The sequence below is a fragment of the Paenibacillus agilis genome (assembly GCF_007786455.1).
GTDB lineage: Bacteria > Bacillota > Bacilli > Paenibacillales > Paenibacillaceae > Paenibacillus_B > Paenibacillus_B agilis.
In genome coordinates this window covers 374,759-396,312 of record NZ_VNJK01000003.1, presented here as the reverse complement: position 1 = coordinate 396,312, position 21,554 = coordinate 374,759, and the positions used below count along the sequence as shown (strand labels likewise).

General features: G+C 45.0%; 18 protein-coding genes. 4 read left to right on the top strand and 14 right to left on the bottom strand.

Going from position 1 to position 21,554, the window contains the following annotated elements; all coding sequences use genetic code 11:
- Positions 1-152: 152 nt before the first annotated feature.
- From folE to FPZ44_RS20720, 6 genes are all read right to left on the bottom strand, one after another.
- Positions 153-746 carry a GTP cyclohydrolase I FolE gene (gene folE, locus FPZ44_RS20745; protein ID WP_028594689.1) on the bottom strand — a complete coding sequence of 198 codons (594 nt, stop codon included), beginning with the start codon at positions 744-746 and terminating at the stop codon, positions 153-155.
- Positions 747-809: 63 nt separating this feature from the next.
- Positions 810-1,019, bottom strand: a complete 210-nt coding sequence (locus tag FPZ44_RS20740) for a YneF family protein (protein ID WP_144993496.1) — start codon at positions 1,017-1,019, stop codon at positions 810-812.
- Between the two features lie 155 nt (positions 1,020-1,174).
- A complete protein-coding gene (gene queG, locus FPZ44_RS20735) occupies positions 1,175-2,860 on the bottom strand; it encodes a tRNA epoxyqueuosine(34) reductase QueG (protein WP_144993494.1) in 1,686 nt (561 codons plus the stop codon).
- Between the two features lie 571 nt (positions 2,861-3,431).
- Positions 3,432-3,872 (bottom strand): ribonuclease HI, encoded by a 441-nt coding sequence (gene rnhA, locus FPZ44_RS20730; RefSeq protein WP_144993492.1) that lies wholly within the window; start codon positions 3,870-3,872, stop codon positions 3,432-3,434.
- Between the two features lie 24 nt (positions 3,873-3,896).
- On the bottom strand, positions 3,897-4,442 hold the full coding sequence (locus FPZ44_RS20725) for a DUF402 domain-containing protein (RefSeq protein WP_144993490.1): 546 nt from the start codon (positions 4,440-4,442) through the stop codon (positions 3,897-3,899).
- Positions 4,443-4,574: 132 nt separating this feature from the next.
- Positions 4,575-5,009 carry a GNAT family N-acetyltransferase gene (locus FPZ44_RS20720; protein WP_144993488.1) on the bottom strand — a complete coding sequence of 145 codons (435 nt, stop codon included), beginning with the start codon at positions 5,007-5,009 and terminating at the stop codon, positions 4,575-4,577.
- 540 nt (positions 5,010-5,549) lie between these two features.
- Here FPZ44_RS20720 and FPZ44_RS20715 point away from each other — a divergent pair.
- A complete protein-coding gene (locus FPZ44_RS20715) occupies positions 5,550-6,164 on the top strand; it encodes a superoxide dismutase (RefSeq protein WP_144993487.1) in 615 nt (204 codons plus the stop codon).
- A 115-nt stretch (positions 6,165-6,279) separates the two neighbouring features.
- Here the strand turns inward: FPZ44_RS20715 and FPZ44_RS20710 are convergent, their stop codons facing one another.
- Positions 6,280-6,756, bottom strand: a complete 477-nt coding sequence (locus FPZ44_RS20710; RefSeq protein ID WP_186786163.1) for an erythromycin esterase family protein — start codon at positions 6,754-6,756, stop codon at positions 6,280-6,282.
- Positions 6,757-6,934: 178 nt separating this feature from the next.
- On the opposite strand from FPZ44_RS20710, the gene FPZ44_RS20705 reads away from it, so the two are divergent.
- From FPZ44_RS20705 to FPZ44_RS20695, 3 genes are read left to right on the top strand one after another with little or no spacing between them, the layout of a single operon-like run.
- Positions 6,935-7,594, top strand: a complete 660-nt coding sequence (locus FPZ44_RS20705; protein WP_144993482.1) for a chromate transporter — start codon at positions 6,935-6,937, stop codon at positions 7,592-7,594.
- Between the two features lie 60 nt (positions 7,595-7,654).
- The gene (locus FPZ44_RS20700; protein WP_144993480.1) at positions 7,655-8,191 is read left to right on the top strand and encodes a chromate transporter; all 537 of its coding nucleotides are present in this window, start codon (positions 7,655-7,657) and stop codon (positions 8,189-8,191) included.
- On the top strand, positions 8,184-9,434 hold the full coding sequence (locus FPZ44_RS20695; protein WP_144993478.1) for an ROK family protein: 1,251 nt from the start codon (positions 8,184-8,186) through the stop codon (positions 9,432-9,434). The genes FPZ44_RS20700 and FPZ44_RS20695 overlap by 8 nt, the downstream gene beginning before the upstream one ends.
- A 121-nt stretch (positions 9,435-9,555) precedes the next feature.
- Here FPZ44_RS20695 and def read toward each other — a convergent pair whose 3' ends face one another.
- The 7 genes from def to FPZ44_RS20660 all read right to left on the bottom strand — a co-directional run bounded on the left by def (position 9,556) and on the right by FPZ44_RS20660 (position 21,158).
- Complete coding sequence (gene def, locus FPZ44_RS20690) at positions 9,556-10,086, bottom strand: peptide deformylase (protein WP_144993476.1); 531 nt, start codon at positions 10,084-10,086, stop codon at positions 9,556-9,558.
- A gap of 80 nt (positions 10,087-10,166) precedes the next feature.
- Positions 10,167-11,243 carry a DUF4179 domain-containing protein gene (locus FPZ44_RS20685; RefSeq protein WP_186786162.1) on the bottom strand — a complete coding sequence of 359 codons (1,077 nt, stop codon included), beginning with the start codon at positions 11,241-11,243 and terminating at the stop codon, positions 10,167-10,169.
- Positions 11,236-11,754: a sigma-70 family RNA polymerase sigma factor gene (locus FPZ44_RS20680; protein ID WP_144993472.1), complete on the bottom strand. Its 519-nt coding sequence runs from the start codon at positions 11,752-11,754 to the stop codon at positions 11,236-11,238. Before FPZ44_RS20680 ends, FPZ44_RS20685 begins: the two co-directional genes overlap by 8 nt.
- A gap of 171 nt (positions 11,755-11,925) precedes the next feature.
- Positions 11,926-13,368 carry a Gmad2 immunoglobulin-like domain-containing protein gene (locus FPZ44_RS20675; RefSeq protein ID WP_144993471.1) on the bottom strand — a complete coding sequence of 481 codons (1,443 nt, stop codon included), beginning with the start codon at positions 13,366-13,368 and terminating at the stop codon, positions 11,926-11,928.
- A gap of 234 nt (positions 13,369-13,602) precedes the next feature.
- Entirely contained in the window at positions 13,603-16,368 is a 2,766-nt protein-coding gene (locus FPZ44_RS20670) for an endo-beta-N-acetylglucosaminidase (protein ID WP_144993469.1), read from the bottom strand.
- Positions 16,369-16,579: 211 nt separating this feature from the next.
- Positions 16,580-19,885 carry a DUF5704 domain-containing protein gene (locus FPZ44_RS20665; RefSeq protein WP_261378450.1) on the bottom strand — a complete coding sequence of 1,102 codons (3,306 nt, stop codon included), beginning with the start codon at positions 19,883-19,885 and terminating at the stop codon, positions 16,580-16,582.
- Between the two features lie 73 nt (positions 19,886-19,958).
- On the bottom strand, positions 19,959-21,158 hold the full coding sequence (locus FPZ44_RS20660) for an S-layer homology domain-containing protein (protein WP_144993467.1): 1,200 nt from the start codon (positions 21,156-21,158) through the stop codon (positions 19,959-19,961).
- Between the last annotated feature and the right edge of the window lie 396 nt (positions 21,159-21,554).

Below are 21,554 nucleotides of genomic sequence, written 5' to 3'. Positions count from 1 at the left end.
TCCTTCTTCGTTGCCTACCGGATCATACATCGAAGGCTTCGCACGAAGAACGCGACGATGTCGTGTGCTTCCTACGAAACCTTCCTGTCTATGAGCAAGAAGAACCCGTTCCATGCCCGGAACGGGTTCTTCCTCCATCATTAAACCCAAGTCTACTGTCGCAAGAGCGATAAGAATTCCGCGCGCTGTGCCGCATCACTGCGGAAGGTACCACGAACCGCAGACGTCACCGTCTTGCTGCCCGGCTTCTTCACGCCGCGTGCGCACATGCACAAGTGCTCTCCTTCCACAACGACCATAACACCGTGTGGTTGAAGCACTTCATCCATTATATCTGCAATTTCGGATGTAATCCGTTCCTGAACTTGCAAGCGACGCGTAATCGCATCAACTAGTCGAGCAAACTTGCTCAAGCCAGCAATCTTGCCGCTAGGAACGTACCCGATATGAACTTTACCGAAGAACGGCGCCATATGGTGCTCGCATTGGCTATAATACGTGATATCTTTGACGATGACAAGTTCTTCATGTTGTTCATCAAAGGTAACGCCGAGCACGTCGCGAGGGTCTACCTGATAACCAGAGAAGATTTCCTCGTACATTCTCGTCACGCGTGCAGGGGTATCCAACAACCCTTCACGCTCCACATTTTCACCAATGAGCTTCAAGATTTCTTTCACATGATGCTCGATTCGCTCTCGGTTATCGCCAACTTGCGTATTAACGTAATCTTTTACGCCTGCCATAAATGGCCCCTTCCTCCAGCCGCTCCATCTCTATCTCCGTTAATTGCGTTAGAGGATGGCCGATTATCTCATTTTCTTGTTTTTCATCATTTGCTGTGCTTTTTGCATCTGCTTGCCATTTAAGTTATAGCCCATTTGCTTGGCCATCTTTTGCAGCATCTGCGGATCAGTCTGCATCTTCTCCATTTGTCTACGCAAGTAGAATACGCCGCCGGCAAATCCAATCACAAGACCGACTATTAGCGCAAGGATAATGAAAATGGTTGTCCACATGTTACGTCGTCACCCCAGCATTTATATTCATTCTTTATGCACTCAACCATAATTCTACCATTACATTAGCCATTATGATAGCATGTCTGCCGTTTCTTTACAATTGAACATAGTTCCATTTTTTTCTTGTTTACACGGAAATCAGACAAAATTCGTCAAGTTTCTAAAGAAAGCAGCTTTTCTTTTATACCCAAACCGCCACCATAGCCGACAAGCGCACCACCCGCGCCAATGACGCGATGACAGGGAATGACTACTGGCAGTGGGTTGCGATTGTTCGCTCCACCTACCGCTCGAACTGCCTTGGGGCGACCTACTGCCTCAGCAATATGCTTGTACGAGCATGTTTCTCCGTAAGGAATATCGCATAGAGCTGTCCATACTTCACGTTGGAACTCTGTTCCGCCGCGCATGTCGATCTTAAGGTCAAACTGCTTGCGATCACCTCGGAAGTACTCTTCCAATTGCAATTTCACATCCTTCAACCGCTCTGGATGGCGCTGCATCGTGACTTTGCCGATTGCTTTAGCTGCCCACGCTTGAATCGCATCCGATCGCTCCAATACGGAGCCGAACTCGATGGCACAAAGGCCGTCCAGCGTAGCGCACAATGTCAACGTACCGATTGGAGATTCCATCTCTTGCACGTACAGCGGCTCCGGTGCCGCCTTCGCTTCCTCTATCGCGTCGCGCATAGCCTGACGCACCTCCTCATCCTGCTCGCGCGGCATTGCCTTCGCGAGCGCTTCGATCGCGGCCGCTCCACTGATACGGCCAAGTGCCCATGCCGCCGTGATGCGCAGCTCTGTGCGCTGCTCGGCGTTTAACGCTTCCGTAAGCGCAGGCACTGCACTGCGATCACGGAAGTTGCCCAGCGCCACCATCGCATTGCGCTGGATCGGCTTCTTGCCGCGCCATGCGGCGGCGCTCATGCCGAACTGATCGCGGAACTCGCGATTGGACAGCTCCAACATCGGTACTAAGAGCGGCTTAACCGCCGCAGGGTCGGGCTGCATTTCGGGATGATGCGTCCAGTTGAAGCCCTTATTTTTCGGGCATACCACCTGGCACGTATCACAACCGTACAGCCGATTGCCCATCTTCGCCATCAAGTCACCAGCAATCGGCTCCTTGAGCTGCGTTAAGAATGAAATGCAGCGCTTTGCGTTCATCTGGCCAGGTCCAACAAGGGCTCCTGTCGGACAAGCATCCAAACAGCGCGTACAGTCGCCGCAGTCCTCCGTAATCGCATGGTCCGGCGGAAATGGAATATTCGTAATCATCTCACCAAGATAGATCCACGATCCATATTGCGGCGAGATAATTAAACAGTTCTTGCCGCTAAAGCCAATGCCAGCCCGCTCTGCAACAGCGCGGTCACACAGCTCGCCTGTGTCGACCATGCTTCTAAATTGCAGCTCCGGTTCAGGCACGCGCTCGCGAATAAACGCCTCCAGCTTCTGCAAGCGATCACGCAGCACATGGTGATAATCCATCCCCCATGCGGTGCGGGCAAACATCCCGCGATATTGCCCAGGTTCCGACTTCAGCGGCGACTCCGGCAGCTTAGACGGATACGCGACAGCAATCGCGATAATAGACCGTGCTTCCGACATTAACAGACGTGGCGTCGTTCGCTTGTCCAAATCCGGCTCCTCAAACCCCGAGGCATAACCTCGATCTATCGAAGTTTGCAGTCTTTCTTTTAAAGAAAGAAACGGATCTGCCGTCGTAAAGCCGACTTGGTCAATACCTAAAGACGACGCTGCTTCAATGATGTCTTGTTTCAAGGATGCCCAACGTTCTGCCGTCTCAGGCTCATGCCAATTCGCACGAGGCATTTCACGCCCCCTCCTTCTCCTTTTAGTTATCACATTTATACATACAAATTCATTAACAATGTAAAATAATATCGTTTCTATATCATAAAGTTAGACGTTCGTTAACAAGATGTTCGACACCTTTATTGTAACCTTCCTAATGATAACGTTAAAGTACAGTTTGGATCAACGTGTGTTTCTGCCATAGACAAGACTGCCAAAAAACACAAAAACACCAAGCAACCTATTACTTGATGTCTATTTCATCATAAATTAGCATTGCTTACGAACATCGGATCCGTTATGAATGCTACATTATAGAAAGCCTCTGGTCTAAAAAGCGGCAATTATGCAGTTATTTAATCTGTAAAAGTTTGTTTTAGGGATATTATCCGCAAAAATGCATTTATTTTGATTCCCCATCCCTATTTCAAGTACATATCGAGCAAAATAACTGCATTTTTGTCCTTAATCATCACAAAATGACGTTTTTTACTTAAAATAGCTGCACTTTTGACCAAATCATCCTTATTAATGTAATTAAATTAATGGAAAGTATCTCGAATAATACCGTACTGTTATTGCCCCACACTCATTTGCCCAAGTGCTTAATCGCCTCTCGTGCCAAGAAGTCACAATGATTATTTAATTCATTGTCACTATGACCTTTAACCTTAATATATTCCACTTTATGCTTACGCATCAGCTGCCATAGCTCCTGCCACAATTCTTTATTTTCGACAGCGAGCCCTTTGCTTGTACGCCAGCCATTTTTCATCCAATTGTAAATCCAGCCTTGCTGAAAACAATTCACGACATAAGCAGAATCGCTGTACAGCTTGACGAGACACGGTTCATTCAACGCTTTCAGCGCCTCGATAACCGCCTGAATTTCCATACGATTATTCGTCGTATGCTTCTCCCCGCCGGATATTTCTTTGCGATACACGCCAAAAAGGAGAACGGCGCCCCAGCCTCCAGGACCGGGGTTCCCAGAGCAGGCGCCATCTGTGTAGATTAATACTTGTTTCACCAAGCTACCTCCATCATAACCCGCTTAACTTTGGGCTTTCATCCATTGATTGTAGTACCATTGGACCGCATCATCCTGAAAAGGAGTATCTCCCTTGCGCATCCGCCCCATTAATGCTTCCATTCCTTGTGCGACCCGCCGCTCTACAACATCAGGATAGTGATACACCAGACGATTCATATCATATTCCTCACGATCAACAATCGCGATATGACCGTCGGAATGACGAATCACATCCAGATCGTAATCAATATAAGTAATAACACCATCCGTCTGGTATGCTGGTGACGCAATATTACAATAATACCGTATTCCCTGCTCCTCAATGAGAGCGACAATATTAAACCATTGGTTCGGGACAAAGAAAGTTACCGCCGGCACTTTGCTTATCCACTGCTTGCCATTCGCTTCTTGGATCGGAGTATGGCAATTAATGAGCACCAGCATGTCCTCTTGTTGATGCAACTGGTGACACATTTGCTTTGGGACGATCCAATTCTCCATCCACATCCGATGCAAATGCCCATCATGCTTAAAACTTTTCACAAGTGTTCTACGATATGTAATCATGCGCTACCAGCCTCACGTCATCATATACTAATAGAAAAGCATATCTTTCCCCCGAATGCAACGGTTGAAAAGATATGCCTTCCTATGCATGATATTCGATTATGCGCGGTCTTACTGTAAACCAGCCTATAACTAGCCAGCTACAATGCGCAACTGCTTCAGTGAACGCAAGACATGCTGTGTTCCGTATCCCAACTGCTCAAAGAACGGAAGCATCATTTCTGTATGTTCATCTGCTGCAACCATAATGTTCCTTACCTTACGTTGTTGGAACTTTTGCTCCAACTTGCCTACAAGCGCTTTGCCAATACCTTGGTTACGGAATTCTGGGTGTACTGCCAAGCGATAGTAGTAGCCATTATTCTGGTCTACGGTTCCAATCGCAACCCCTACAGTACGTACTTCTGAATCCAGCTCCAATTGTGCAACGACGACAAGCTCACCATCTAATGACAGTTGTCGCGCAAAGGCATCCCAAGTTTTCTCGCAACATTCTTCCGACAATGACAACTCCAGCAACTGCTTCGTCGGCATATAATCCGACAATTGAAAGGAACGAACAATCATGTCTTACTCTCCTCATCCTGAACTCAATGTATTTACAGCGTCTATTGTCTCTATCTATCGTCTGTTTGGTCTTTCCCTCTGACCTAAGTATTATACGACAAAAAAGCCTAAATTCCTTCTTCTTTGGCCATATTCCATAAAAAAGCACAGAAAATCTTTCGTTTTCTTTTGAAAGCGCTTAATTGTAATCGTTTACAAAGGTATTTTGTCTTAATTCCTGTTAAAAGTGTATGTCTATTTCCAATTGATATCTTTATACATGCTCAATATGTCATTTACTTAATAGTAAGTTTAATGGATTCGCCGTCTCACATATTGATGCAAGATCTTAATTTTACTTGTTCGTTTATAAATAATCGCAATAGGGTACATAATAGAAAGCGGAACTTAACTTGCCGTTATTTCACATTGATTTGTGGGTTATTTACACAGTCATTTAAGGCTTCTAAGACTTTTTAAACTTTTTTGTTGATTTATTCATTAGGATCAGGTTTAATTGAAGTAGAGTTATTACATATTCCTTTTAGGAGGTAATGCATAATGGCACATCAACTACCAGCGCTTCCATACGCACCTAACGCTTTGGAGCCGCATATTGACGAAACAACAATGACTATCCACCACGGTCGTCACCACAATACGTACGTTACGAACTTGAATGCAGCTTTGGAGTCCGCTCCTGAATTGCAATCCAAGTCTATTGAAGATTTGATCGCTAATCTGGACGCTGTTCCAGAAAGCATCCGTACTGCTGTTCGCAACAACGGCGGCGGTCATGCGAACCACTCCCTATTCTGGGAGACAATCGCTCCTAATGCTGGCGGCACTCCATCTGGCAAGCTTGCTGAAGCAATCGAGAATGAGCTTGGCGGTTTCGACAAGTTCAAAGAAGATTTCGCTAAAGCAGCTACAACACGTTTCGGTAGCGGTTGGGCATTCCTTGCTGTAGACAACGGCAAATTGACTGTATACAGCTTGCCTAACCAAGACTCTCCAATCATGGAAGGCAAGACTCCAGTTCTTGGCCTTGATGTATGGGAGCATGCTTACTACTTGAACTACCAGAACAAACGCCCAGATTACATCGCTGCATTCTGGAACGTTGTGAACTGGTCCGAAGTTGAGAAGCGCTACGAAGCAGCTTTGAACAACTAATTAGGTCATAATAGACCTGTGAAAAACACCTGTTGATCCGCTTGTCGGACGACAGGTGTTTTTTTGTGTTTATTTGCTGGTACTTGAAGTTATTTGAATGAGAGATAGCCGAATCTCACTTCAACCGCTGTGCAGGACGAATTTTATCGAAAAATAGAATGCCGTCATATTGATCACGAATAATCATCACTTCATCCAACACACCCCACGCTTTAGCAACACGAGGTGAATACATCCATTCGGTGTCAGGGCTTAAAGTATGACCCTCCAAATTCACAAATAAAATCGGATATCCACTCGCCTTCAATAAATCTTCTAAGCTCCCCTTGCTATGTGGCAGCTTTATCTCTTCTACTTTATCGTTGTTTTTCAACGAGCTGCCCTGATAAGCATACAGCCCGATTGCATAATGCTGGCGCTGAAGCTGGGCTGGCAGCATTTCATTCATCGTCGGATAAGGATTGTTGTCATACCCCATACCATTATGCTCAGTCACCATCGTCGAATTATGGTTGCGAATATGATAGTTGTGACCCCAAATAATTATTTTTTTATCTGGATACAACTCTTCTGCTAACCAAGCTAACTTCAAATATCTGATATCTTTCTTTCAATTTAATCAAATGTATATTGTGATTTCGTTTATCACTAATAATTAAGCCATTCATTTCTGTCTATTACTTCATATAAACCATAACTTTATTCCAAAATGAATTTAAGTAGCATATAATGAAGATATCTAGAATTACAAGGAAAAGGGGTTAACAACGATGCAACCATCAGCTACCCTCTTCAACAAGTCTCAGCTATGTCTTCAATTATTTTTATCCTTTATCAAAATAAGCCCATCAACCTTCGGTGGTGGGTATGCCATATTGCCAGTTATTCATCGTGAAATTACAGACCGACGGGGATGGATAACACCTAATGAGATGCATGAGATAACCGCAATCGCAGGAGCTACACCAGGCGGCGTCGCCATCAATATTGCTGCGCTTGTTGGATATCGAATAGCTGGAATTGGCGGATTGCTCACCTCTGTTGCCGCTATATCTCTGCCTACTGTCATGATCATGCTAGTGCTATGCACCTTAGTAGCCGTTTATCGTGATTCTGCTGTCATTGAAGCAGCCTTGTTAGGCATTCAGCCTGCAATCATTGCACTCATTGCTTATGCAGCCATCCGTATGCGTAAAGATGTGCTCCGTTCGCGCATGGCCTGGATGACATTCGGAGGGAGCTGCATCCTGCTGCTCTGGACGTCATTGAATCCTTTAGTCGTCATTGGATGTGGTATGATTGCTGGCTGCCTCGTTCACTACCTTCAATGGAAGCGAGCAGTAAGCCAAGCGGTTCAACCTATCCCATCTCCATCTAACCCTTCTCCGGCTAAGGTCAGAGATGTAAAGATAACTAAAATGACTTCTTAACATTACACGGTTAGTTACAATTTGCATCCATATGAATCGAAAATAGAAAGGAATTCAGCGATGCTATGGGATCTGTTTTGGACCTTTTTCAAATTAGGGTTCGTGTCATTCGGTGGAGGATATGCGATGATTCCACTCATCGAGCATGAAGTGCTGCAGCACAACTGGATGACCGCAGCTGAATTTACAGACGCTGTTACATTAGCAGGAATGGCTCCAGGTTCTGTTGCGATGAATAGCGCCGTCTATATAGGATACGCAGCATCAGGGTGGATCGGAAGCGCCGCTGCTAGCATTGGAATTGTATTGCCTTCCATTATTTTGATGTTTTTAGTTGCTACTCTATTCTACCGCATGTATCATAATCATTGGGTGCAAGCTGCACTCGACGGCATGAAGCCAGCAGTTATGGCGCTTATTGCCTACGCTGCCTTCAATATGGCGATGCATTCCGGCCTATGGAACGGATATGCTCGATATACATGGTTCAGCATCGGGATTTTTGCTGTCATGCTGTTCGCGCTTATTCGTTGGAAGATGCATCCCATCGCAGTCATCTTAATATCAGGAATAGCGGGGATTGTTTTATATGTCTAATACACACGCTCAGGATGGAAGAACGCATCTGCCTTTGCAAGATCGAATCCCTTCATCAAAGGCGCGGGAAATCTTTAGACGGATTCGGCAGAAGCACGAAATCTCGAAGAACGACCTGCTCACGAAGAGCGGCTTAACAGTTAGCACACTCACCCGCGTGCTGGAAGAGTTGTCTGCTGCTGGTCTCATTGAGGAGAGCGGATTCGGCGCCTCAACAGGTGGACGGCGTCCCATTCTCTATCGAACAAGGGCATCTTATGGTTATTGCTTCGGGCTGGATATTTCGCGGACGACTTCCCGCCTTGCTATCGTTGATTCGGCTGGCCAAAAGATTGATTCGATTAGCTGGACGATGACCGAACATATGACACCTTCTGCATTGATTGACTACGTTGTTGAGCAAATCCAGCTATGGATCGCTAAGTATCGTATCCCACATGAACAGTGCATCGGACTTGGCATCGGAGCAGTAGGCACGCTCGATCGCTTCACTGGCATCATTGAAAACCCGCAGTGGTTCTATGCCCCTGGCTGGAACGATGTACCGATCGGTGCAGAGTTGGAGCACCGACTGCGTATTCCTGTGCTGCTTGATAATGGAGCGAATACAGCTATTATTGCCGAGTCTTGGAGCAATCGTACGAAAGGCGTCCGTCATATGCTCTACGTTCATGCTGGAGTCGGATTGCGCTCTGCCATGATGGCAGACGGCAAACTCATTCATGGTGCTACCGATATGGAAGGCTCCCTTGGTCAAATGATTATTCAAGCAGATGGGATTCCACATCGAACCCCAGGAGGCAACTATGGCTGTCTCGACTCATATGCAACGATCTATGCAATTGAACGAGAAGCGATCTCCAAGCTCCGAACAGGTCGGCCGAGCCGCCTCCAATCCGTTATTCATCTTGGTGAAGCTGTTACATTTAGACATGTAATCGAAGCACTGCATCAACAAGATACACTAGCTACCGAGATCGTCAGTCAGGCTGCCACTTACTTCGGCATTGGACTCGCTAATCTACTGAACGTGCTGCATCCCGAGAAAGTCATCCTTGGCGGGCCTCTAATGACGTCCAATGACCTATTCTTCTATACGGCTACGCAAACGGCCATTCGCCGTACCTACCACTATCCGAGCTACCAAGTTGTATTTAGTAAAGGAAACTATGGCGAGGAAGCCATCGCTATCGGCGCAGCGCTGCTTGTGCTCGACAATCTCACCTCTCGACAAGAGGCTTAAGTAACGTCATGCAGGCTTACCTTGCAGATTAGTCATCTTCTATACAACAAATCCCGTCTCTTCCGATAGGAAGTGACGGGATTAATTTCACTGTACATTGCATGCACTTACTATAAATGTACTAAGGTAAACGGCATGTTCTACTGTTGGCCAACTGAATCACATCGAGCAATGGAACTCGATGCTTCGTAACTTCATGAATGAGCACCCCATCTTTCATTCGATCCACGAATAAGATACCATCCAAATGATCGATTTCATGCTGCAGACAGACAGCCAAATCGTCTTCTGCTTCTGTTATGAGCTGCCTTCCTTCTCGATCCACGCTCTTTACTTTGACATACTGATAACGGGTTACGCGTCCATAATAGCCCGGATAAGATAAGCATGCCTCGAAACTTTGCTGTTCGCCATGAGCTTCCATGATCTCAGGATTAATGAACTCTCGGAAGCCATCCCCCATATCCATTACTACAGCTCGCCGCAAAATGCCAATCTGTGGAGCCGCCAATCCTGCACGGCCAGGTTCCGCATAAAGTGTCTCTTTCAAGTCTGTCAGCAAGGTCAGCATCCGCGGCGACATTTCAGTTATTGGCCTACATGTTTTACGTAGCAAAGGATCTCCAAATGGCAATATCGTTCTTACTGTCATCCTACACCACCTATTCCTTATTAGCTGGTAGCAGTGTAAACCGTATTACATAATCTGTCAACTCATAACATCACATCACATTACTGGCCAATAATCTGCTCTGGCATTTGCAAATATGTCCGTTCTTCCACATGTAATTGTCCTTGCATGCCGTACTGCTCTTCCAATCTCTTCAATTGTGACTGCGCTTCTTCCTTCGTCGGATAATAACCCGCTTCCACCAAATACGTACCCGCACTGTCTTTCAAAATGCGTACATGTTCTTCTTCAAGCAGCTTTTCCTCCATCACGCCTTGCTCTTCCCCAAATGGATGCGAGGCAGTACGTACCGAATAAATGTTATCCTTCGCTTCTGCTGGAGTTCCTTGCTTTAACGTAAGTACAACTTCCGCAGGTTGTTGATATTCCTTTACTTCATAAGCCACCGGCTCTTTAAATACGATCGTAAAGCGAACAAGCGAGTCGTCGGGTGATACGATCGTATAGGCATCCTGCACAAATCGACTCTTTTTCAAAGTAGCCAAATCTTGCTCTGCAGAGAAATTACGAGCTCCACCAACCGCGAATGTCATCGTATTTGGAAACTCACGATAATTAACATGGAAGTAACTTGCCACTTCTTGCTCTATATGATTTTGCTGGAAACGAATCGTAATCTGATCACTTTCACCCTTCTCATGTAATCCGATCGCATAAATATCCGTTGAGTCTGTAATCTGCCCCCCTTCAGCTTCTCCCTTATTAAACTGCAGCACCTTCACTAACTTGCCAATACCCGGAATATTCTCCAAGCTGCTTGCGAACGCAGGCATTGTATTGACACTAATCGTAAATAAAACAAACACAGCTGCTGCACTAGCACCAATACGCTTCGCCCAACGATTGCGTGGCAGCGCATGTTGACTTTGCGACTTGCCTGAATGCTGCTGGCTCTGCTGATAGTTACGATTTCCACGATCAAATTGAATAGAATCCGACTTCTCGCTTGGACTTTGATTGTCAATTTGAGCATGACTCGCATCATGATGTTGAACTTGTTTTATACGTGCACGTTCCTGCTTAGCCCGCTCCAACGCTTGGCGCGTCACAGAAGTGAGCTCATCAGGAATTTCGATATTTTGATAGTCTTTCTTTAACCGTTCCAAATCTTTATTCAAGCAGCTCACCCTCCCCCAAATTTATTTTCAATTTCTCCAGCCCACGATAGATCAACGATTTAATCGTACTTAATGGTGTCTCTAACGTATCCGCAATGTCCTTCAATGGCATATCTTCAAAATACCGTAGCATCAGCACTGTTCGCGTCTTCTCATCCAGACTATCCAGTGCCTCATACAAATCCAGCTTCCCTTCCCGATTATCAGGGGTATAGCTTCTTTCTATATCTTTATCCATATATACGACCCGTTTGGACTTGCGTATATGATCCAAGGCAGCGTTCACCGCAATCTTCATCAGCCACGTATTAAAATATTGAGGCTGCTGCAGCTTCTCCACGGACAAATAGGCTTTATATACCGTCTCCTGTACAATTTCCAACGCATCTTCTTTATTTCTTACATACGTATAGGCCATACGGTAAATTCTTTCTTTTCGCTGTTCGATAAGGATAGAGAAACTCTCATCATCGCCAGCAATCGCGCGCTTCTCAAGTTCAAAGTCGCTCACGCAGTCCTTCACCTCCAGAAAATCATCGAGCGTTACCTATCTCATTATCTTTTAGTGTCGCCACTCCAGCACCAACTTTAACCACTCATCCAACACGCATTGCTGACATTATGTAAAGAAGAAGCGACACCAGCAGCGCCGCTTCTTCCAAATAAGTCTACGCGATCTAGATTAGCGAATAGGAAGTACAAGTTTATTCGTCGCCTTGCCGCTTTCCATATCCATTTCAAACAATTCTAGTGTAAGCGGCTGTTTGCCAAATACTTTGCTCTTATCCATGGAAATCGTTTGATTGAGCTTGCCCCATTCTGGTGCACCAATAGATGCAGTGCCATAGCCCTGGGCAATCGTCGTTTTACCTTGTTTAACTGCATAGTTATACGTGCCTTCGAAAACACGAGCTTCGCCTTTTACAGAAGCCTGCAATTTTGCAGATGCCACTTTCACACCACGGAATGCATCATTTTGTTTCACTTTTCCTTTGCCGTTCAAATCAACGACTACTTTGTTTACTTGCTTACCGCTTTCCATATCTACTTCAAACAATTCAACCGTCAACGGCTGCTTCTTAGCTGTTTTGCTTACAGGGACCGTAATCGTTTGAGAGAATGTGCCCCATTCTGGGCCGCCTTTAGATGCTGTGCCGAATCCTTTTGCAATCACTTTGCTGCCTTGTTTCACGACATAGTTATAGTTGCCTTCAAATAGGCGACCTTCCCCTTTAATCACATACTGCTCGCTAAGCTTCACTTCGCTCATATTGCGGAATGCATCGTTCTTCACTACTTTATCTTTCTTTGGCTTTTGTACTTCTTTGTGAGCTCGCGCTTCTTTCGCGATTGGCATCACGAGCTTATTCACTGCTTTGCCGCTCTCCATATCTACTTCGAACAATTCCAGTGTCAAAGCCTCTTTACCGAACACTTTATTCTTCGGAATGGAGATCGTGTGTTTCACTTGTCCCCACTCTGGAGCACCCATTGATGCTGTACCGAAGCCTTGAGCGATCACTTTGTTACCTTGCTTCACTGCGTAGTTGTAAGTACCCTCGTGTACCTGAGCTTCACCTTTGATCGCTACTTGTACGTTGGCAGATACGACTTTCACACCGCGGAATGAATCGTTTTGCTTCACACTACCTTTACCGTTCAAATCAACGACTACTTTACGTACTTCTTTACCGCTCTCCATATCCACTTCAAAAAGTTCTACCGTCAATGGCTGCATGCTGTTCAGCTTGTTAACAGGTACCGTAATCGTTTGGGAGAACGTTCCCCACTCTGGACCGCCTTTAGATGCTGTGTTGAAGCCCTTTGTGATTACTTTGCTACCTTGCTTCACAACGTAGTTGTAGTTACCTTCAAATACACGCGCTTCACCTTTAATCACATATTGCTCGCTAAGCTTCACTTCACCGATGTTGCGGAATGCATCATTGGAGTACGTTTTTTCTTGCTGCGGCTTCTGTGCCAGTACGTTTGGAATTTTCACTTCTTGTTTCGTTTGTGCGGAAGGCTGCTGCTGTTTGCCAGCCCATGTTGTACCTACATAACCAAGCAAAGAAGAACCTGCCAAGATAGATGCTGTTACGATTGCGATTGTTTTTGTTTTCATGTTGTATATGCTCCTTTATTTTGACCATGGTATCCATGTCTTCGTTTTAGTTGAATAACCTGTTAGGTTGTTGTATCTTCATGAAGTTTACATGGATTAGACGGGGGAGCCTCACGAAAAGACGCAAAGTTTCATTGGAAATATATTCTTTATTGTTTGTGGGCAGTCAGCACATAAAAACAGCCCCAGTTACATAACTGGAGCTGCCTGTTTCTACAGTAGAGATGTCATATATTATTGCGCAGGTTGGAATGGTATACCCTTCACTTCGAAGCCGTAAATACGAGCTGCTGTGTCGCCGCCTTGTGTTGGCTTTTCTACGATCAGCTTCGCATAGCGAGCCTTTGTCTTAGCGATTGCATGCTTGCTTGTACCTTTATCATTATCCTTCACGACAACAGCATCTGTCCAAGTTTGACCGTCAGAGCTCAATTGAATCTTGAACTCACGTGTATTGAAGGATGCAGATTCTCCACCTGCTTGCGCATGGTGTACAACGAACTCCGTAATGTTGAATTCGCCACCCAAGTCAACGGTCATCCAATGCGGAGCATTTCCTACCGCACACCACTTCGTATGCATTTCACCGTCCACTGCGAATTGAGGCGCTTCACCTGCATTCACGAAAGAAGAAGCTGTCGTCTTCTTGCCCTTAGCTACGTCCTCAGAGCGATTCGCTGCTGCTTTATCTACCGTAATGAGCTTCTTCGTCACGACATCTTGGCCGACTGCATTTTTCGCTGTCAGTGTAATCTCGTACTCGCCTTCTTGCTCATACTTCACTTGCGGATTACGCTCCGTACTAGATGTTGGCGTACCTCCTGGGAAGTTCCACAACCATTCTGTCGTTACTTCCGTAGACTTATCTTTCAGTTGGATCATTTCGCCTGGTGCTACATACGTCTTATCTGCTTCAAAATCAGCTTTTGGCGCAGGGTATGCCGGCCATTGGAATTGAACGGTCGCTGTACGGCCTTCTGCATAATGACGGTTAACAGGTACAACGATTAGATCCGTCGCTTGCTCGATTCCATCACGACGCATTTCCGATACGTAGTAATAGTTGTTGCCTGTTGCGCCCATGAACTCACGGGAGCCGTCTGGCTTCTGACGATACACTTGATAGTACAAAACATCATCGCCCATATCGTCCCATTTCAGACGAGCATCTGCATACAAGCCATCACGGAAATCATTATCTATAATCGTTAAGCCTTGTACTTCTTTAAGATTTGGAGCTTTAAACGCTTGATGATCGCGGATTGCAAATTCACCTAGGTTCAGCTCGTAGTTGTTTACTTGCTGCTTACCTGCTACTTGTACAGACATGCTGACAACCTTCTTGCCTGCAAAATCTTTTAAATCGTACGTAGCTTGTGTCCAATCTTTCGCTGTACCTGCTTTTTGCGTATGCTTCGGCTTCACGATTACATAATCATTCGGTGCCCCTTCAACTGCGACACCAATGTTTACATCTGCTGCCTCTGCTTGATTGGTCTGGTACGTGATCGACATTACTGTGGACTTCGTAACAGGAACATCTGTCTTATACAACTTCACATTTGTGCTTGCACCTGGTGCCGTTTGACCGCTGAGCTTCAAGGAGCTGCCGCCGTAGTAAGCTTTATTGAAGTCGAATGCAGCATCAATCTTTTGTCCTTGCTCATCTTTCATCCAACGCCATGTTGGCAAAATATCCTGCAAGCTGCGGTTGAACCATTCGCGGTCACGAACTTGCTGACCGTGTACGCTGAACATTTTTCCGTTACCTGTATTGAAGTGCGTTGTAAAGTCGGTATCCGTAATAACCGTCTCGTCGACGATATCATGTGCAATTCCACGCCAAGCGTTGCCGTTGGATTGCGTCTTGGACGGATCTTTACCTTGTCCTACCCAGAAAATATGCTCATTCTCCATGAACTGCTCATTCGTCTTAGAAGAGTTGAATGCCCAGTCTGGACGGTAAATACCAAGTGATGTTACTGGAGTGCCATTGTCAGGGAATAGAACAGGCCAATTCAGTCTGCTCTGATAGCCTCCTGCTTCCACATCGACACCTGCATACAGGTCATACTGACTGCGCCCAAGCTGCTTTGCAACATCGGGTGATTTCTTGAAAGGTGTCTGGCCACTGCCTTGGTACTGCCAACGGAAGTCGATAAATAGATGATCAGATACACGCTGTGCACCATCTTGTACAAACATGCTGTTCTTATCGTTAAGAGCACCTTGCCATCTAACTGGACCATCATTAATCATGGAATCGTACCATACGATATCCATTTCAGGCGTTTTAATCTTTTGCAAATATTTCAGGAACTCCTGCATCTTCTTCGCATCTGCGGGTGTACCGCCTTGCGTTTCTTCATTGATGAACCAGCCGTCAAAGCCGTAGTACTTCGCCACTTCGATCAATTTATCGGCAACTGGGAACGTACCATCTGGACGCTGCTGCAGCAAATCATGCGTCCATTGGAATTTACCGCCGTGCTCCATTTGCGGTAGGAAGACCGTACCGTATACAGGCACACCATTTTTATGTGCCGCATCGATGACGTCTGCACTTGGTGAGACGATCAGACCTTCCCCTGCAGATCCGCCCCACATGATAAGGCTGTCTACATACTGCCAGTAGCTGAATGCATAGCCGTGCATGTTGTCATTTCCTTGTGACGGCGCACCGGATGTATTTTTGTACATAGAAGCGAGTGCCATCACTTTTGGCTCTACTTTTGCATTCGGATTCACTTTAGCTCCTTGAACACGCTTTTCCTCCAATGGTACGGAACTGCGGTTGAACGGTGCATCTGGATCCGTCTGCGGCGACCAGTTCAAAATCGTATTCGGGTACCAGTAAGAAGAATGAGGCTGAGCCGCCTGCGCTTCACCGGCACCAGTGAATCCTACCAACGCGCCTGCCAATAGAGCTGTGCTTAAGTAGAGAGCTGCTTTGCGTTTCAGAGTGCTTCGAGATAACATGGTTGGTTTCCAACGTTTCATGTAAACATCCCCTTCTTAGATGAATATACAAACCGCATGCACATGATGGGCACTCAACTTATATGTGAGCGCTTACAAAATCTTATCGACATCATTATAGGACCTATACTTGTACAAAAAAAGGGAGTTTGGACCCACAGGACCAACCTCCTTAAATATCAACACCCGATCTTTAATTTTTACTATGCAAAGTTGACATTCGTCGCTTAGCTTAATGCGTCCCACCCACACGATAATCATCACGCGATGATTGGGCAGCATCGTAGAACAGTATATCGCCATCTTTCAGCTGGAATGTGGCGCCATATGGGTCAGTGACGCTGTAAGCGAAACCTTCACGCCGCCATTGATTAGTTAACGGAGCATTTATGTACTGCAGATGCGGATTATCCACACGTCCTGCACGAATGGTCTCAATATTGAAGTTCACGACAATATAGCCATCCTTTAAGAAAAATGAAGCATCCTCCCTAAATGAAAATTGCCGATGCAGTGGGAAGCCTTTCTGAACCACATATACTTTTGATGGAATACCGAACTCACCATACCATTGTTGCTCAGCAGCATAAGCCCGATAAGGATTCACGCCATTTGGCAACTGTGTCGGCCCTCGAAATAAGCGAAGCTCGCCTGGTACTTTCATATGGCTGAATCCACCCGTCTTGGTCGGACGATCGACTTGCCTTAGCCATTGCTGCATGAACAACTGCTCACTTTGAGAGAGCTGATGACGATGCAATTGATAAAAGGTGCGCCCCGTCTGTTCGATTTGCAGCGGATAGAGGTTGCGAAGCCTTGTATTCAAAGTAATTTCTCGTTCAATCGTATCGAATGACGAGCCAATACGTACAAAGTTCCGGTCTGGAGCATGGTAATACAAATCTACCTCTTGACGGTGCTTACCATCGCGACTCACAAACTCAAACGTAGGAGTAATACGAATGGAGTCGTTTGGACCGAACATATTGCCCTTCGTCTTTAGATCAAACTTAAAATGATAGCCTGGCTTGACGGCTACATTTTTGAAGCCATCATTCGGGTGACTTCCTCGCCTGATTGGTAGCGTGTAGCGCGAATCATTTCCCCTTGGGTTTCCATCGATATTACGCGTTCCCACCCAATAATAGCGGCCTGTATGCTCCTTGCTCTTTTTCTGCTGACGGAAAGCAAGCTCCCAGTTCATATCCACAATATCGGTAATGCGGAAATCGTACACGCGTCCTATGACTTCAACAGGCACGGTATCTGTCGCTACATGGTTGTTTACTTCCAAATTGGCGTCTTGCTGGGCAAGTGTGTCGGAAGGAGCATTTTCAGCAAATGATCTGAAATGGATCGTATAGTCGCCCTCATCTACCCACACCGGCAAATAGAAGTCGGTTGCTAGATCTCTTACAGGAATGCTGATCCATGTGTTCTTCGGATAAAAGATGGATTTATCTGCACTGTATACATCGAACTCAAATCTAACTTGCTTTTCTTTTATGTATTTGGCATAGTCTCGGTTTCCATAACCTAATATGTTGCGATGCTGCCCAGATGTCGGGATATGTATCGTAAATGGTCGATCAAGAATAAATGCTCTCCTATTGAGATTAGGCCTAGTCTTTTGATTATGTGCAGCATCATCTGATGCATTTGAGTAGTTTACAGTAGGAGTATGAACCGTAACGGTATTAATACCATTGATCGGCAACTCTTTTTCGCTACCTCCGTTCACATTTCCTGATACAAGATCATAATAAATAGTTCCGTTACTCGGTGTATTGGCTGCATTTTTCAAACTGTTGCTAATAAGCAGACCACTTTCATAAAGCACATTTGCACCAATCATTGTCGGAGCAGGAATACTCCCTGGCGCTGACCCAGACTTTGATGTCCAGCTCCCCTCCATAATAGTTGAACCATTAAAAGTTACTGTATCGTTCCGTACACCCGCCTCCCCAGTTTGGGCTTCAGCCATAGATTTCAGCGCAGACTCATCATTCGGTACAGATGGTCTTTGGTATCCTCCATTAAGCGTTGGTGGTGTAAACGAAATCTTACCGGTATCTTTCGGTTTCACATGCTCCGAAGGACTTGGACTGTGTGTAGTAGACAAGGTCGGCATTGAATAGCCAGACGGATACAAAAATACCGTTCCGCCCCTTGGTAAAGCATAGTTTGAAACACTTGATCTGTTTATACCGTAAACTTCGATGTTCTTAATCTCCCAATACGAATAATCTCGTTGAAGCGTAAAAGAATATTGTTTTGTCACGCTATCGGACATCGGGATATCTGGCTGAGGAGTACATCCATTTTTAGTACAAATAGGAGACTGCTTCACTTTCCATATTAATCCGTATGTCACGTCGACTTTGCATTGGTAATTGACCTTACCAGACATATTGGCAAATGTATGCTGAAACAGATAATTATTCGCAAAAACATTCGCGTACAATGTTTCTGATGTTGGGATTCCCTCTAAGATATTAAATCGCTCGCTCCCCCTGCTGTCAGCTCTTATGACTCCAGTTGCCGCTGGGGACATGTAATTTGTTTTCGGGGATGATACTTGACTAGGGGCCCCGATAGTCCAAGCGCAGCTACCACTACCTCCACCAGGTGGTATTTCGGGATCTTTGCCGACACTTTCATCCTCATACTCAACATAAATTTTCTTGTCATGATACATGTAAGTATAAGAATAGAAATCTGCTTCAAAACGAGCACAGTACCATAACTGTCTAGCGCCTGGAGCCGCCCAATCTTTATATTGTTTATCACCAGTTGTATCGTATGGAAATGATTCGAAGGATTGTCCATACTTTAGCGAAAGAGAATCACCAATTTCACTTGGGTTCTTAACCCCAAAAACCATCGTTGTCGGATCATACGTACAAAAACTATTATGCAATTCAACTTTGACTCCATTTCGCGTTCTAACAGGTCTATCATCAACTGTTAAATCACCAGAGACTGGGGAAACAGCCTTGTTTGGTATCCAGAAGTCTCCGGGGGAGTTTGGTTCACCATTTATTAAAAAAAATCCATTTTCCAAGGGGATTTTTGACTCCATAAGTTCACTATTACAGCCCGGAAACTTACGCAGTCTGTAGTTGTCGAGAGGAACTCCTGGTCTTCCACAATCATCACTATCCAATGTAAATTGTTCATTCGTCGCCCTCCAATTATGGCTCCCACTTCTTCGATCCCAATAATAAATCGTCCCATAATGCCCATTTTTTAATGATCGAACTTTTACTCGGGTGCCTTCAAACGTCTGAGTTCCCGTGAAATTCTTCATTCCTCTCGTAAAGCCTGTTACATTGTCAATCTCCTTGCCATCTTTATCGTAAATCTTCAGTGATTTAATAACTTTACCGGACGGAGCAGTAATATCAATTGGAGATGTATTTTTCGACTTGTCTATTGAAAAAAGTAGACCCCCGTACTTATGATCACGAGATTCTTCTACTATTGTATATTTGAACTCTGTTCCAGAAGGAGCCGCTAGGGATATGTCTATCGGCAAGACCCCTCCTAGGAAGAGCGCTAGGAGGGAAGCCAACATCATTAAGGCGATAAATTTTCTCAAATTAATCCCCTCACTTTTCGAAATACGATTTTACAATCATTTCGTTTTTATAAGGAGCAGATGGACTTCCTAGTGCTTCAATATATATTCGAAGCAGCTTAGTTTTATCAACTTTGAATTTCGACTTGGATACGATATATGCATCAATAGTATCTTTTCCATGTTTCAAAACTTGTGGAGAACTAGTCGTTAATCCCGCTTCATCTTCTACAAATCCACCAAACGAAAATCTCAGTCCATTTCCATACCGCTTTGTATCTTTGTTAAAAATAACTTTCGACCGCGGAAGAATTATGTAGTCATCACTAACTTCTTTAAGCTTTTTCTCAGTAGAGAACGATACCCAGCTTAGCTCCTTTATAGGAGGAAGGAGTTTTCTGTTCGGGTCTTTAGGATCTGCCATGTCAATAACTATCAATTGCTGAATTTCCGCTTTATATTTGCCATCATCCGTTGTGAATGTTAATTTCTCTTTCTTCCAAGAATTCAGTCCGGCATTTGATGCCTTTGCATCATAATTTTCTGGTCGATCGAACATATCGGCAGCTACCGTAAAAATATTCGTTCTATGCCAATGCACCTCAGCTGCTGCAACCGCATATTTATCAATCGGTAGTTTTCCACCATTCTTCACCTTAAGTATTCTCTCAATTACAGATATCGCTTGGGCACGAGTTGTCGCACCACCAGGCGAAATCTCCCCTACGCTTGTCCCAGCAATAATTCCGTTCTTCGTAGCGAGGTACATCCATTGTTTTTCTTCTACCTTCGCCGTACTCCCAAGCACTCTAACCGCCACTTTGGACATTTCTTCACGGCTCAATGGCTTATTCCAATCTGTACCTACGAAATCCCCTTCTACAAAAATACCTGATGCCTTGGCAGCATCTACATATTTCACATACCACAAACCATTTGATGCGGATTCAACAGGCAGATTCAAAGCAGATACCGCCATTTTCACAAATTCAGCACGAGATACTTTAGCGTTGGGTAGAAACTTTCCTGTAGGATATCCGGTTACATAACCTCGCTTAACCGCCTCGTAGATTGCCCCTTCTGCCCAATGCCCTGCTACATCGCTAAATGTGACAGCAACCGCACCATTAACCTTAGAAACGGAAGCAGCGGATGATAGACTTGCTGGTATACTACCACCCAAAAATACCGACAATGCCGTCATTGCAACAAACGCTTTCTTTTTCATCATAAATAGATCCTCCTCATAGTTGTTCGATTGATTCTCAATCTAGTTAGATCAGTTTGAAAATAAAAATGGAGTACAACGTGAGCGAGATGGATAGAAACATAGATGTTAGAAGAATTTACTCGCATCAAGAACGTAATCTTGCCTGCATTAAGTAGAGTTAGTATGAAATAGCACCTAGAGGACTGAGTTGGTTGGAGTGAGATTAAAAGGAAAAATAGGCAGTTAATTCTTATATCGGCTCACACCCTCTAAGACTTAAGTCCTATAGAACAAAAAACAGCCGGACGCACCTATATTAGGTCAACGTCCGGCTGCCTGCCGTCCAAAATTCATATAATTAATTCTATTATACTAATCAACTTCACAATAGCAAGTTAGAAATACTTATCACGCCAT